9 protein-coding genes are annotated in these 13,073 nt (G+C 72.6%); 3 read left to right on the forward strand and 6 right to left on the reverse strand.

The features are described from left to right. Positions 1-81: 81 nt before the first annotated feature. Complete coding sequence (locus ACZ5XZ_RS15745) at positions 82-1,515, reverse strand: Gfo/Idh/MocA family protein (protein ID WP_468978109.1); 1,434 nt, start codon at positions 1,513-1,515, stop codon at positions 82-84. A gap of 353 nt (positions 1,516-1,868) precedes the next feature. On the opposite strand from ACZ5XZ_RS15745, the gene ACZ5XZ_RS15750 reads away from it, so the two are divergent. Continuing rightward, positions 1,869-3,239: an alpha-amylase gene (locus ACZ5XZ_RS15750; RefSeq protein ID WP_468978110.1), complete on the forward strand. Its 1,371-nt coding sequence runs from the start codon at positions 1,869-1,871 to the stop codon at positions 3,237-3,239. Between the two features lie 13 nt (positions 3,240-3,252). Here ACZ5XZ_RS15750 and ACZ5XZ_RS15755 read toward each other — a convergent pair whose 3' ends face one another. Further along, entirely contained in the window at positions 3,253-6,186 is a 2,934-nt protein-coding gene (locus ACZ5XZ_RS15755; protein ID WP_468978113.1) for an FAD-binding and (Fe-S)-binding domain-containing protein, read from the reverse strand. 88 nt (positions 6,187-6,274) lie between these two features. After that, positions 6,275-6,733 carry a MarR family winged helix-turn-helix transcriptional regulator gene (locus tag ACZ5XZ_RS15760; RefSeq protein ID WP_468978114.1) on the reverse strand — a complete coding sequence of 153 codons (459 nt, stop codon included), beginning with the start codon at positions 6,731-6,733 and terminating at the stop codon, positions 6,275-6,277. 119 nt (positions 6,734-6,852) lie between these two features. Here ACZ5XZ_RS15760 and ACZ5XZ_RS15765 point away from each other — a divergent pair, with 119 nt between their 5' ends. Beyond that, complete coding sequence (locus ACZ5XZ_RS15765; RefSeq protein ID WP_468978115.1) at positions 6,853-8,673, forward strand: ABC transporter ATP-binding protein; 1,821 nt, start codon at positions 6,853-6,855, stop codon at positions 8,671-8,673. 86 nt (positions 8,674-8,759) lie between these two features. On the opposite strand, the gene ACZ5XZ_RS15770 is transcribed toward ACZ5XZ_RS15765, so the two are convergent. Then, a complete protein-coding gene (locus ACZ5XZ_RS15770) occupies positions 8,760-9,938 on the reverse strand; it encodes an SGNH/GDSL hydrolase family protein (RefSeq protein WP_468978117.1) in 1,179 nt (392 codons plus the stop codon). Positions 9,939-10,278: 340 nt separating this feature from the next. Here ACZ5XZ_RS15770 and ACZ5XZ_RS15775 point away from each other — a divergent pair, with 340 nt between their 5' ends. Further along, on the forward strand, positions 10,279-10,869 hold the full coding sequence (locus tag ACZ5XZ_RS15775) for an NUDIX domain-containing protein (RefSeq protein WP_468978120.1): 591 nt from the start codon (positions 10,279-10,281) through the stop codon (positions 10,867-10,869). On the opposite strand, the gene ACZ5XZ_RS15780 is transcribed toward ACZ5XZ_RS15775, so the two are convergent. After that, entirely contained in the window at positions 10,763-11,500 is a 738-nt protein-coding gene (locus ACZ5XZ_RS15780) for a hypothetical protein (protein WP_468978121.1), read from the reverse strand. The genes ACZ5XZ_RS15775 and ACZ5XZ_RS15780 overlap by 107 nt on opposite strands. Before the next feature lie 66 nt (positions 11,501-11,566). Next, positions 11,567-12,955, reverse strand: a complete 1,389-nt coding sequence (locus ACZ5XZ_RS15785) for a hypothetical protein (RefSeq protein ID WP_468978123.1) — start codon at positions 12,953-12,955, stop codon at positions 11,567-11,569. Between the last annotated feature and the right edge of the window lie 118 nt (positions 12,956-13,073).

The following is a 13,073-nucleotide window of genomic DNA, read 5'->3' on the forward strand; positions in this document are numbered from 1 at the left end:
TGACAGAAGCCTCCGGCGCCTGATGCCCAGGGGCTCCGGCCGCGGGACGCGGGGACGCGGCCGGGGCCCTGGGAACCGCCCCTACTCCTCCGGCTTCTGCGAGTCCATCCCCGGCCGGGCCTTCTTCCACAGCCCGCGGGTGAAGTCGGGAATCTCCTGCGGGGCGCCGCCTGCCTTGATGGACGCGTCGCTCAGCGGCACCGGCGCCGTCCAGGTCGCCCCGTCGTAGACGTCGAAGTCCGGTACGAGACCCAGCCGCATGCACTGCATCAGCCGGAAGACCAGCATGTAGTCCATGCCGCCGTGTCCGCCGGGCGGGTTCGCGTGCTCCTTCCAGAGCCAGTGGTCCCACTCCGCGTACCGCGCGAAGTCGCCCCACTCGTCGTTGCTCTGGTCCGGCTCCAGGTAGATCCGCTCGGGGTAGTCCTCGAAGACGCCCTTGGTGCCGCCGAGGCTGTTGATGCGGCTGTAGGGGTGTGGGGTGGAGACATCGTGCTCCAGGCGGATCACCCGGCCCTTGGCGGTCTGTACGAGGCTGATCGTCCGGTCGCTCTCGATGTAGGACTCCTTCCAGCTGGGGTCGTTCGCCGGCATGTGCGCCTCGCGGTACTCGGCGAGGCCGAGGGCGGGGGTGCCGAAGCTGGAGATGCGCACGGCGCGGTCGCCGCGGTTGACGTCCATGTAGTTGGCGACCGGGCCGAACCCGTGGTTGGGGTAGAGGTCGCCGCGCAGCCGGGTGTGCCACAGCCGGCGCCACGGCCCCTCGTAGTACTTCGGGTCGAACATCAGGCCGCGCAGATCGTGTTGGTACGCGCCCGCCCCGTGCAGCAACTCGCCGAACAGGCCCGCGTGTGCCATCCGCAGCACCCGCATCTCGTTCCTGCCGTAACAGCAGTTCTCCAGCTGCATGCAGTGTCTGCGGGTCCGTTCGGAGAGGTCGACCAGGGCCCAGAGATGGTCCAGGCGCAGGGCGAGGGGGCACTCCACGCCGACGTGCTTGCCGTTGAGCATCGCCGTCCTGGCCATCTCGAAGTGCCAGTCCCAGGGCGTGGCCACGTACACGAAGTCGATGTCGCCGCGCTTGCAGAGGTTTTCGAAGTCGTGGTCGCCGTTGGAGTAGACGGCGGGCGCGGGCTGCCCGGCGTTGGTGACCTTCTTGGCGGCCTTGGCGGTCTTCTCCTTCACCGGGTCGCACAGGGCGACGACCCGTACCCCCGGCACTGCCAGGAAGAGGCCGATCATGCCGTCGCCGCGGTTGCCGAGGCCGATGATGCCGACACGTACGGTGGACCGTCCTTCGAACGGCACTCCGATCATGGTCTTGCCCTTGGCCGCGGGCGCCGTGCCGGCCGCCGACGCGGGGCCGGCCGCCGTGGGCGCGGCCGCCGCGGCGGAGCCGGCCGTCACTCCGCCGAGGCCCAGCCCGGCCCCCGCGGCACCGGCGGTCCACAGGACCGAACGGCGGCTGGGGCCCGCCTCGTTGTGGTCGTGGGGTTGCGGTTGTGCCTCGTTCATCGATCCTCCAGGGGAGCGGTGGTGCGCCGGGGCAGGTGAACCTCGGTCAGGACCATGTCGGCCGGGAGGCGGTGGCACAAGAGGGCCGATTGGACTCTTGATACGACACACTTGGACTCTTTTCGCGGCGTCGGGCCGGGCTCCGGCCGCCGTGCGGGTCTTCTTGCTGCAACGTCGCCCGACTCTCCGTCAGCATCTTTCGCAAGCTGCTGAAAAGCCTTGCGGAAAGGGTTGACGTGTTCACGAGGTAAACGGCAGGCTCCGATACGGAAACCCCCCATGGCGGCCTGGCGCGTGGCTGCTCTCGTGGGCGCGGTGCGGCGTGCCGTGCCCCATGACGAAGGAGCCGCAAGATGCAGCATCGTTCCCGTGTGGTGGGCGGGGCGCTGGCCGGAGTGGTGGCCGCCACCGGCCTCGCCGCCTTCGCGCCATGGTCCTCCCAGGCCACCCCGCCCGGCGAGAAGACCGTCACCGCCACGCTGTTCGAGCGGAAGTACACGGACGTGGCCAAGGCCTGCACCGACCAGCTGGGCCCGGCCGGCTACGGCTATGTCGAGGTCTCGCCCGCGACCGAGCACATCCAGGGCGACCAGTGGTGGACCTCGTACCAGCCCGTCAGCTACAAGATCGCCGGGCGGCTGGGCGACCGGGACGCGTTCGCCTCGATGGTCAGGGCCTGCCACGGCGCCGGCGTCAAGGTCATCGCCGACGCCGTCATCAACCACATGGCGGCCGGGTCCGGCACCGGCACCGGCGGCACGCAGTACACCAAGTACAACTACCCCGGCTACTACCAGGACCAGGACTTCCACGGCTGCCGCCGGAGCATCTCCGACTACACCAACCGCGACGATGTGCAGAACTGCGAACTGGTGGGGCTCGCCGACCTCGACACCGGCAGCGACCATGTCCGCACCACCATCGCCAAGTACCTCGACGACCTGCGGTCGCTGGGCGTGGACGGCTTCCGGATCGACGCCGCCAAGCACCTCTCCGCAACCGACGTCGCCGCCATCAAGGGCAAGATGAGCGACCCCGGATACTGGGTGCAGGAGGTCATCCACGGCGCCGGCGAGGCGGTCCAGCCCGACGAGTACACGGGCATCGGCGACGTCGACGAGTTCCGCTACGGCAGCCACCTCAAGAGCGCCTTCCAGGGCGGCGACATCGCCCAGCTCAAGTCCGTCGCGGACGGCAAACTCGGCGGCGACAGGGCCCGTACCTTCGTCGACAACTGGGACACCGAGCGCAACGGATCGACGCTCACGTACAAGGACGGCGCGGCCTACACCCTCGCCAACGTCTTCCTGCTCGCCTCGCCCTACGGCTCGCCGAACGTCTACTCCGGCTACGAGTGGTCCGACAAGGACGCCGGGCCGCCCAGCGGGAGCGGCGGCTGGACCGAGCAGCACGCCAAGCGGGAGATCACCGGGATGGTGGGGTTCCGCAACGCCGTGGGGTCCGCGGAGCTGACCGACTGGTGGGACAACGGCAAGAGCGCGATCGCCTTCGGGCGCCGGGGCAAGGGGTTCGTCGCCCTCAACAACGGCGACGGCGAACTGACGCAGACCTTCGCCACGTCGCTGCCCGGCGGGACGTACTGCAACGTGGTCAAGGCCGCACCGGACAACTGCTCCGGCAACACGGTCACGGTCGGCGACGACGGCAGGGCGCGGGTGACCGTGCCCGCCAAGAGCGCGGTGGCGCTGCACATCTCCGGCTGACGCGCGCCCGTCCTCACCCGTCGGACCGGGTGGCCCACTCCAGCGCCAGGAGGGCCGAGCGGTACCCTCGGCCCTCCGTCGCCTGGTCCATGCCGATCTCGCACATCCGGTTCGCCGACAGGTACGCGTCGAAGTGCCGCGCGGTGACCTCCGCCGCCTCCTTGGCGGTCGCCGACTTCGTCAGCTCCGGATGCAGCATCCCGCGGTCGCCGGCGAAGGCGCAGCAGCCCGCGTCGTGCGGCACCACCACCTCCCGCGCGCACGCCTCGGCGACCCGCCGCAGCTGTGACTCGTCCCCCAAGTGCTGCATGGCGCAGGTGGGGTGGAGCACCGCGGAGCCGACGCTGCGCTCGATCCGCAGCCGCGGCAGCAGCTCGTCGGCGGCCCAGACGACGGAGTCGAGGACGGTCAGCTCGGCGTGCAGCGCCCGATTGAGCGGGGTCAGATACGGCACGACCTCACGGGCGATGCCCAGTGTGCAGGAGGACGCGTCCACGACCAGGGGCAGTTGGCCGCCGGCCGTCCAGCCCCAGGCCGCCTCGACGACGCGGTTGGCCATCACCGCGGTGCCGCGCTCATATCCCTTGGAGTGCCAGATCGTGGCGCAGCAGGTCCCGGTCACGTCCGACGGGATCCACACCGGCCGGCCCGCCCGCCGTGACACCGCCACGACGGCCTCGGGCAGCGAAGGCCCCCGGTGTTCGGCACGCTCGCCGAAGATCCGGTTGACACACGCCGGGAAGTAGACCGCGGCCGCGCCCGCCCTTCGCGTCGGGGGCAGCCGGCGGGCCGCCGCGCCGGGGATCCGGGGCAGCCACTGGGGCACCAGGTCGGGGCGTACGGCCCGGCGTGCGGTGCCGGTCAGCGACGTCAGCAGCCGGTCGCCGATCCGGTCCGCGGCGGCCACCGCCAGCCGCGCCGCTCTCTCCACGGCACCGAACTGCCGGGCGGACCGCTCCGCCAGCCGCTCCTCGCGCGGCGAGTGGCGCCGATGCCGGAAGTCCCGCATCAGGGCGCCGGTGTCGATGCCCACCGGGCAGGCCAGTTTGCAGGTCGAGTCGCCGGCGCAGGTGTCCACCGCGGCATAGCCGTACGCGTCCAGCAGCTCGGTGGTCACGGGGGAGCCGGGGGGCTGGCGGAGCATCTCGCGGCGCAGCACGATCCGTTGGCGGGGAGTGGTGGTGAGGCCCTCGCTGGGGCAGGTCGGTTCGCAGAAGCCGCACTCGATGCAGGGGTCGGCGATCGCCTCGATCTCGGGCAGGGTCTTCAGGCCGCGCAGATGGGCCCGGGGGTCGCGGTCGAGGAGGACGCGGGGCGCCAGGATGCCGTGCGGGTCCACCAGCTCTTTGATCCGCCACATCAACTCCGTTGCCCGCGGGCCCCATTCGAGCTCCAGGAACGGGGCGATGTTCCGCCCGGTGGCGTGCTCCGCCTTGAGGGAGCCGTCGAAGCGCCGCACGGTCAGCCGGCAGAACGCGTCCATGAAGGCCGCGTAGCGCGCCACGTCGTCCGCTTTCGCCGCGTCGAAGGCCAGCAGGAAGTGCAGATTGCCGTGCCCGGCGTGCCCGGCGACCGCCGCGTCGAAGCCGTGCCGGGACTGCAGCTCCAGCAGGGCGGTACAGGCTTCCGCCAGCCGGTGCGGCGGCACCGCGAAGTCCTCGGTGATCAGCGTGGTCCCGGACGGCCGGGAGCCGCCGACCGCCGTGACGAACGCCTTGCGGGCCTTCCAGTAGCCGCCGAGTGTGGCCGCGTCCCGGGTGAAGGTGTTGCTGACGGAGGCGACCGGAGCGACCAGCTCCAGCTCGGCCAGTACCCGCGCCGCGGCCCGCTCGTACGCCTCCTGGGCGGCCTCGTCGGGCGCCCGGAACTCCACCAGCAGTGCGGCGGTGTCCTTGGGCAGCGCCGCCCAGTCCGCGGGTACCCCGGGCACGCTGACCGAGGCGCGCAGCGTGTTGCCGTCCATCAACTCCACGGCCCGCGCGCCCGCGTCGGTGAACCGCGGTACGGCGGCGGCCGCGGCGCTCAGATCGGGGAAGAACAGCAGCGCACCGGAGGCGCGGCGGTCCAGCGGCACGGTGTCGAAGACGGTCTCGGCGAGGAAGCCGAGGGTGCCCTGGGAGCCGACCATCAGCCCGCGCAGGATCTCCACCGGTGTCGCACCGTCCAAGAACGCGTCCAGGCGGTAGCCGTTGGTGTTCTTCAGGGCGTACTTGGCGCGGATCCTGGCCACCAGCTCCGGTTCCGCCTCGATCTCGGCCTTCAGCGCCAGCAGGCCCGCGTACAGCGCCGGTTCGGCGTGCGCCAGCTCCTCGTCGGCGGCCGGGTCGGCGGTGTCGACGATGGTGCCGGACGGCAGGACGACGGTGACCGAGGCCAGCGTCCGGTAGGAGTTGCGGGTGGTGCCGGCCGTCATCCCGGAGGCGTTGTTGGCGACCACCCCGCCCAGCGTGCAGGCGACGGCGCTGGCCGGGTCGGGGCCCAGCACCCTGCCGTGGCGGGCGAGGGCTGCGTTGGCGCGCAGCACGGTGGTGCCCGGCCGGATCCGGGCCCGGGCGCCGCCGTCGAGCACCTCGATCCCGGTCCAGTGCCGGCGTACGTCGACGAGGATGTCCTCGCCCTGCGCCTGGCCGTTGAGCGAGGTCCCGGCGGCCCGGAAGACGACCTTGCGGCCCTTGCCGTGGGCGTAGGAGAAGACCGCGGAGACGTCGTCGAGGTCCTCGGCCACCACCACGACCTGGGGGACGAAGCGGTAGGGGCTGGCGTCGCAGGAGTAGCGGACCAGGTCGGAGATCGTGTGCAGCACCTTGTCCGCGCCCAGCAGCGCGATCAGGTCGCCGCGCAGCGGCTCGGGGGTGCCCGACGCCCGCCGGTCGGCCACCCGGTCGTGCGCGGGGCCGTGGGGGGCGGTGGGCCGCAGGGACTCGGGCTTCGGCTCCAGCAGGGGCATGGCGGGCACTCCTCCGGTCGACTCCGCGTCCGGGCCCGCCCGGTGGATCGGCGTCGGACGGGCCCTGGGCCGCTCGGCTTGGGTCAGCTCAGTGCGGTCCACCCGGTCCGTCGACCAGGGTGGACAGCAGACCGCCCAGCACCTGGCGCTGTTCGGCGGTCAGTGGGGCCAGGATCTCCTCCGCCGCGGCGCGGCGCGCGCTGCGCAACGCGCGGAGGGTGGCGCGTCCGGTGTCGGTGAGCTCGATCCGCACCACCCGGCGGTTGGCCGGATCGGGCACCCGGCGCACCGCGCCATGCGCCTCCAGCCCGTCCACCAGCGTCGTCACCGCTCGTGGTACGACCTCCAGCCGCTCGGCCAGGTCGGCCATCCGGGGCGGGGCGTCGCGGTAGTGGTCGACGATCCGCAGCAGCCGGGACTGCGCGGGGGTGAAGGCGAGGTCCAGGTGCGCCAGATGGTGCTTCTGGGCGCGGTGCATCCGCCGTGTCAGCCGTACCAGCTGCTCGGCGACGTTGGCGGTGCTGAGAGTCGGCTCGGGGGAGGGCATGCCACGAGGATAGCGGATATCAGGATCTAGTTCATTGTGAGTATAGGTAACAATGAGCTAAGCTCCCTGACGCTCGCCCGGTCTGTCCCGCCCGATTTCCACACCCCTCGAAGGAGCCCATGCGCAGCGACGAACCCCAGTGGACCCCACCGCCCAAGGACCCCGAAACGCCGGTCCAGTTGCGGCGGATCCTCACCCTCTTCCGCCCCTACCGCGCCCGCCTCGCCCTCGTCGGCCTGCTCGTCGGCGCCTCCTCCCTCGTCTCGGTGGCCGCGCCGTTCCTGCTCCGCGAGATCCTGGACGTGGCGATCCCCGAACGGCGCACCGGACTGCTCACCCTGCTCGCCCTCGGCATGATCGTCACCGCCGTCACCACCAGCGTCTTCGGCGTCCTGCAGACCCTGGTGTCCACCACCGTCGGCCAGCGCGTCATGCACGACCTGCGCACCGCCGTCTACGCCAAGCTCCAGCAGATGCCGCTGGCGTTCTTCACCCGCACCCGCACCGGCGAGGTCCAGTCCCGGATCGCCAACGACATCGGCGGTATGCAGGCCACGGTCACCTCGACCGCCACTTCCCTGGTCTCCAACCTGACCTCGGTCACCGCCACGGTCTGCGCCATGCTCGCGCTCGACTGGCGGCTGACCGCCGTCTCGCTGCTGCTGCTTCCGCTCTTCGTCTGGATCAGCCGCCGGGTCGGCAACGAACGTAAGAAGATCACCACCCAGCGGCAGAAGCAGATGGCCGCGATGTCCGCGATGGTCACCGAATCCCTCTCGGTCAGCGGCATTCTGCTCGGCCGCACGATGGGCCGGGCCGGCTCCCTCACCCGGTCCTTCGCCGACGAGTCCGAGCGCCTGGTCGGCCTGGAGGTCCGCGCCAACATGGCCGGCCGCTGGCGGATGGCCACCATCGGCATCGTCATGGCGGCCATGCCCGCACTGATCTACTGGGCGGCGGGACTGGTCCTCCAGTTCGGCGGGCCGGTCTTCTCGATCGGCACCCTGGTCGCCTTCGTCTCGCTCCAGCAGGGCCTGCTGCGGCCGACCGTCTCGCTGCTGTCCACCGGCGTGCAGATGCAGACCTCGCTCGCGCTCTTCCAGCGGATCTTCGAATACCTCGACCTGCCGGTCGCCATCACCGAGCCCGCCGACCCGGTCCGCCTGCCCGCACCGCGCGGCGAGGTCCGCTTCGAGAACGTGCGGTTCTGCTACGACCCCGACGCGGCGCCCACCCTCGACGGCATCGACCTGACCCTCCCCGCCGGCGGCAGCCTCGCCGTCGTCGGCCCGACCGGCAGCGGCAAGAGCACCCTGAGCTACCTCGTACCGCGGCTCTACGACGTGACCGAGGGCCGGGTCACCCTCGACGGCAGGGACGTCCGCGACCTCGACTTCGCCACCCTGGCGCGGGCGGTCGGCGTGGTCTCCCAGGAGACCTACCTCTTCCACGCCTCCGTCGCCGACAACCTCCGCTTCGCCAAACCGGACGCCACCGACGACGAGATCGAACGCGCCGCCAAGGCCGCCCAGATCCACGACCACATCGCCGCCCTCCCCGACGGCTACGACACCCTCGTCGGCGAGCGCGGCTACCGCTTCTCCGGCGGCGAGAAGCAGCGCCTCGCCATCGCCCGCACCATCCTGCGCGACCCGCCCGTCCTCGTCCTGGACGAGGCGACCAGCGCCCTGGACACCCGCACCGAGCACGCCGTGCAGCAGGCCATCGACGCGCTGTCCGAGGGGCGCACCACCCTCACCATCGCGCACCGCCTGTCCACGGTCCGCGACGCGGACCAGATAGTCGTCCTGGACGCCGGCCGGATCGCCGAGCGCGGCACCCATGACGAACTGCTCGCCGCCGACGGCCGCTATGCGGCGCTGGTGCGGCGTGACGCACACCTCACCCCCGTCGGCGATCAAGTGGTGACCCGTAAGTGACCCGCGGGTAAGGTCGATGGTGCGGCGGCCAGTTCACTTGGTCGGGGTGGTCGCCGCACTCTCTTTCCGGCATTTCCGGACACGCCCTAGAGGGCGGCGAGATCGATCACGGCGGCCATCGCGCGGTAGCCCTCGTCGTTGGGGTGCTTGCGGTCACCGCTGTCGTAGGCGGGCGCGAGCGCGTCCGGGTCGTCCGGGTCCGCCAGCGCCGCGGCGAAGTCGGCGACCGCGTCGAACTCGCCCGAGGCGCGCATCCAGTCGTTGACCTCCCGGCGCTTCGCCTCGGCGGTCGGTGTGTGGTACTCCGACCCCTTGAACGGCATGATCGTCGCCCCGGTGATCCGCACCCCCGCGGCATGCGCCAGGGCGATCAGCGTCCGGTATCCGGCGATCAGATCCGCCACGGAGTTGTCCGGGTTCGGCTTGTACGTCGGCAGATCGATCTCGCTGAAACCGATGTCGTTGAGGCCCACCAGGACGACCACGGAGCGCACGCCGGGCTGGTCGAGCACATCGCGCCGGAAGCGTTCGACCGCCCGCTCGCCGAACCACGGCGAGTCGTTCAGCAGCAGATTCCCGCCGATGCCCTGGTTGAGCACCGGGCGCGGGGTGCCCCGCGCGGCCAGCCGCTCGGCGAGCGCGTCCGGGTAGCGGTGGTCGCCGTCGATGGTCGAGGCGAACCCGTCGGTGAGGGAGTCGCCGAAGACCACCACCGTCTCGTGCCGCGCCGGGCCGCCGTCCGCCAGCTCGACGGCGGCGAGGTGGTACCAGGACACCGTCGTCTCGCTGAACACCGCCGGATCGGACGCCGCGAGCCGGTCGCCCTCGGCGCGGTAGGCCGTGGCGTAGGCCTGGGCGTGGAAGGTCGCCGGTCCGGTCGGACGCGCGAAGTACAGCGAGACGGTGAGCGAGTCGAACGCCGCCGCCGTCACCTCGGCGGCGTCGCTGTAGACCTCGCCCCCCGGCGGGATCCGGACGGACGGTGCGCCGTCGAAGGTGAGCCGGCGCACCGTGCCGTCCTGCACGGCCGGCCCCTTGTCCGTGCGGGCCAGGGTGGCGCCGGTGACCTCCAGCGGGGCAGTCCCGTAGCGGTTGGAGAGCCTGACCCGGGCCCGGGTGCCGGCGCCGGTGACCCGTACGACCTGCCGCACCGTCTGGTCCGCGAACCCCTCCAGCGCCCAGTTCTTGTGGAAGCCCTCACTGGGGCGCTGTACGGCCGCTGCCCAACCGGCGTTCCACACAAGAGAGTTGCTCTCGCCGCTCATGATGCCGTGCTGCCTTCCTGTCGTCCGCCGCCGTCCGTTCGGCGGCGATGACAGGGAGTCTGCCGAGGGGCGTGTGGGCTACCCAGACCTCTGGGCTGCGTACGCATCGGATGCCTACCCACGCCAGGGTCACCCTCGGCGGACGGAGCGTTCGACCGCTCCGAGCGCAGGCCGACACCCGTCAGCGGGGTCGCACGCGGTGTGCGCCCAATGCGAGCCCTCCGCACGCCAGTTCACCCTGCGGCCCCGTGTCGGCACCGGTCCCTCGTGAAGTCATCGCCGGTACGGTGGACCTCCGCCACGGGCCTGCCGCCCGTCCCTTCGGATTGCGAGATGTCCGATGAATCAATCCGCAGCCCACACCCATCTGGCCGCGGCGGTAGTGGTGCACAACGGTCGCGTGCTGATCGTGCGCCGCAGCTACCGCGAGCGCTTTCTGCCCGGCGCGTGGGGCGTGCCGTGCGGCAAGCTGGACCGCGGGGAGTCCGCCGAGAGCGGCGCCCTGCGGGAGCTCAAGGAGGAGACCGGACTCCTCGGGGTCATCGTCGCGCGCACCGGCGCGTCCAGCTTCCTGAGCGACTACCAGGGCCGCCGCGTCCGCAACCACCAGGACAACTTCATCGTCCGCCCGCTGACGCTGGACGTCGTGCTGCCCAGCGCCGACCAGGCCTACCGCTGGGCACGGCCGGCCGAGCTGGCCGAGGCCGGCGTGGACGCGTACAACCTCGGCGTGATCCGCCAGGCGCTCGGCGGCCGGCTGGACGCGGCGGGGCTGCGCGCGATGACGGCCCGCTATGGCTACGCGGGGCTGGGGCCGGTCCCGTTCAGTAGCCCAAAGATCGGGCCAGCGCGTCGAGTTCGGCAAGATAGACGGCCGGCGGCAGCGGAGCCTTGGGCGGCGGAGCCGGGCGCCCGACGCCGTCGTTCCTGACCACGGCGGCGCGCCCGCCGGCGCCGCCGCTCCGGACGTAGACGTCGGTCGCCGTACGCTGCGCGGCGGTCTCCAGGAACAGCGTCACCGTCGGCTGCTCGCTCACGACCCGGTGCAGCGTACGGGCGTCCAGACCGTAGCTCCGCCCGGCGCCGAACCGCTCCGTGCGCAGCAGCCGCAGCCGCGCGTCCCCGACCCGCCGCAGCCGCCACGCCCCGCCGGGGCCGTCGATCGTCTCCCGATAGGCGACCGCGGGCATGCCGTGCGGGGCTGGTTCGTAGCACTCCATCCGGACGCGGCCGCGCACCACGGCCGAGGCGATGGCGCAGCGGTGGTTGTGGATGTCCTCGGGGACCGCGTCGGTCCGGCCGTGCCAGAAGTGGACCCGCAGCATGAACCGGGGCGCTCCGGACAGCAGCAACAGCTTGTCGAAGCCCAGCACATGGCGGTACGAGAGCCGGGTGCACTCCCCGAGGTCCCGGTCGCCGGTGGATAATCGGCGCACCAGCGGACCGAGCGTGTCGGGCTGCGCCAGCCGGGCGATCGCCGCACGCGCCGACTCGGGCGACGGGGGCCGCGGCCCGCCGCCGAGCCGCTCCGCCAGCAGCCGCCGCGCTTCCTCGACCTGCATGTCCGCCTCCCGTTCACCGGGGCCGCCGACCGCCGGCGGCCCCCGCCGCCCCGAACCCGGCCGACCTCACGGCCGGTAGACCATCAGCGCATGCCGCCGCAGCACCGAAAGGCCCTGATACGCCATCCACACCGGATGGCCCATCGCGCCGTCGTCCCACCGCCACACCCCGCCCTGCTGCATCCCCCGTACCCGCGCCACGGCCTCGGCCAGCCGCTCCTCCCACACCTGCGGTCCCGCCCCCTCCGCGGCGATCTTCCGCGCCCCGTCCGTCATCAGGGCCCGGGCCACCCAGGCGGCCGAGAAATGCCGTACCGACAGCAGCTCCTGATGCAGCGGGTCCTCCCGGCCCGGGCGCCGCACCTCCTCCTGGCAGTTGTCCAGGTCGGTGGCGCCGTCCGGCGCCGCCGCGCCCGCCAGCAGCCAGCGCAGGCCCTCCTCGCGCACCGCCCGCTGCCGGCAGTCCTCGCCCAGGACCCGCGCGGCCCGGTCCAGCGTCACCACCGCCCGCGCGGTGTGCGCCGCGGACGGCGCCGGATTGCCGAGTCCGCCGGCCAGCGCCGCACCCCAGCAGCGGTGGTGGCCGCGCGCCGGGTCGGCCGTGGCGCCGTTGACCAGGACCTCCCGCAGCCGGTGCAGCGCCGGGGACCCGGGCGCCGCCCGCAGCAGACCGCGCAGCACATTGGTCACCACATAGGTGCTGCTCAGCCCCGAGGCATCGTGATCCGGGTCCAACAGCGCCTCGCAGGAGTGGATTTCGGCCTCCAGCAGCCGCGGATCGGCGCCGGCCCGGGCCAGCGCGCCCAGCACGATCGCGGTCACCTCGGGGCGCGCCCCGCTGCCCTGCGAGCGGGCAGCCCACCCGCCGCCGGGGAGCCGCAGCCGCCACAGCGTCTCGGCCACCTCACCGGCCCGTATGCGCCCGTCGTCCGGCGCGATGTCGAGCAGCAGATGCAGCCCGTACGCCGTGCCGAACGCCGTCGGGTGCACCGGCGGACGGCTCTCGGCGAGGGAGTGCGGCCAGCCCGTGAGCGGACCGTGGCCGGGCACCGCGATCACCGACAGACCGCGCCGCAGCGCCTCGTACGTGCCGTCCATCAGCTCGGGCAGCGAACCGGACACCGGCACCGCGGGGCCGGGCGGCGACGCCGACGCGGCGGCGGTGGCACGGGCCTGCAGAAGCGCCGCCGCCAGCCACACCACGGCGCCCACCCCGGCACCGGCCGTCGCCGCCAGGCTGTACCGCGCCGCCTCGCCCGCCAGGCTCTCGGGCAGCAGCCCCATCAGCGTCTGGAAAGCGCCGAACGCGGCGGCCGGTGCGCCCAGCCGCCCGAGCCAGGTCAGCAGCCGGACCGGCGCGGTGGCCGGCGCGGCGGGGGCCGGCGTCCCGGGATCCGGCGCGGGCGGGCCGTCGGCCGCTCCGGAACGCCGAGGTGGTAACTCCTGCCGCAGCATCGCCTGCTCCCTCCCCCCGGGGCGCGTCCGCGCACCGCGTGCGCGAGAGACATCCCGATCAGTGTAGGAATCCCCACTGACAACGGGGTCGCACACCTGTCCAGCCAGGCCCGGCCAT

The organism is Streptomyces sp. NPDC033270 (genome assembly GCF_055576575.1).

What these genes read in the sequence shown, in the direction of transcription:
- ACZ5XZ_RS15745 (WP_468978109.1), bottom strand. Translation starts at nt 1,515, where the DNA reads ATGAACGAGGCACAACCGCAACCCCACGACCACAACGAGGCGGGCCCC.
- ACZ5XZ_RS15750 (WP_468978110.1), top strand. Translation starts at nt 1,869, where the DNA reads ATGCAGCATCGTTCCCGTGTGGTGGGCGGGGCGCTGGCCGGAGTGGTG.
- ACZ5XZ_RS15755 (WP_468978113.1), bottom strand. Translation starts at nt 6,186, where the DNA reads ATGCCCCTGCTGGAGCCGAAGCCCGAGTCCCTGCGGCCCACCGCCCCC.
- ACZ5XZ_RS15760 (WP_468978114.1), bottom strand. Translation starts at nt 6,733, where the DNA reads ATGCCCTCCCCCGAGCCGACTCTCAGCACCGCCAACGTCGCCGAGCAG.
- ACZ5XZ_RS15765 (WP_468978115.1), top strand. Translation starts at nt 6,853, where the DNA reads ATGCGCAGCGACGAACCCCAGTGGACCCCACCGCCCAAGGACCCCGAA.
- ACZ5XZ_RS15770 (WP_468978117.1), bottom strand. Translation starts at nt 9,938, where the DNA reads ATGAGCGGCGAGAGCAACTCTCTTGTGTGGAACGCCGGTTGGGCAGCG.
- ACZ5XZ_RS15775 (WP_468978120.1), top strand. Translation starts at nt 10,279, where the DNA reads ATGAATCAATCCGCAGCCCACACCCATCTGGCCGCGGCGGTAGTGGTG.
- ACZ5XZ_RS15780 (WP_468978121.1), bottom strand. Translation starts at nt 11,500, where the DNA reads ATGCAGGTCGAGGAAGCGCGGCGGCTGCTGGCGGAGCGGCTCGGCGGC.
- ACZ5XZ_RS15785 (WP_468978123.1), bottom strand. Translation starts at nt 12,955, where the DNA reads ATGCTGCGGCAGGAGTTACCACCTCGGCGTTCCGGAGCGGCCGACGGC.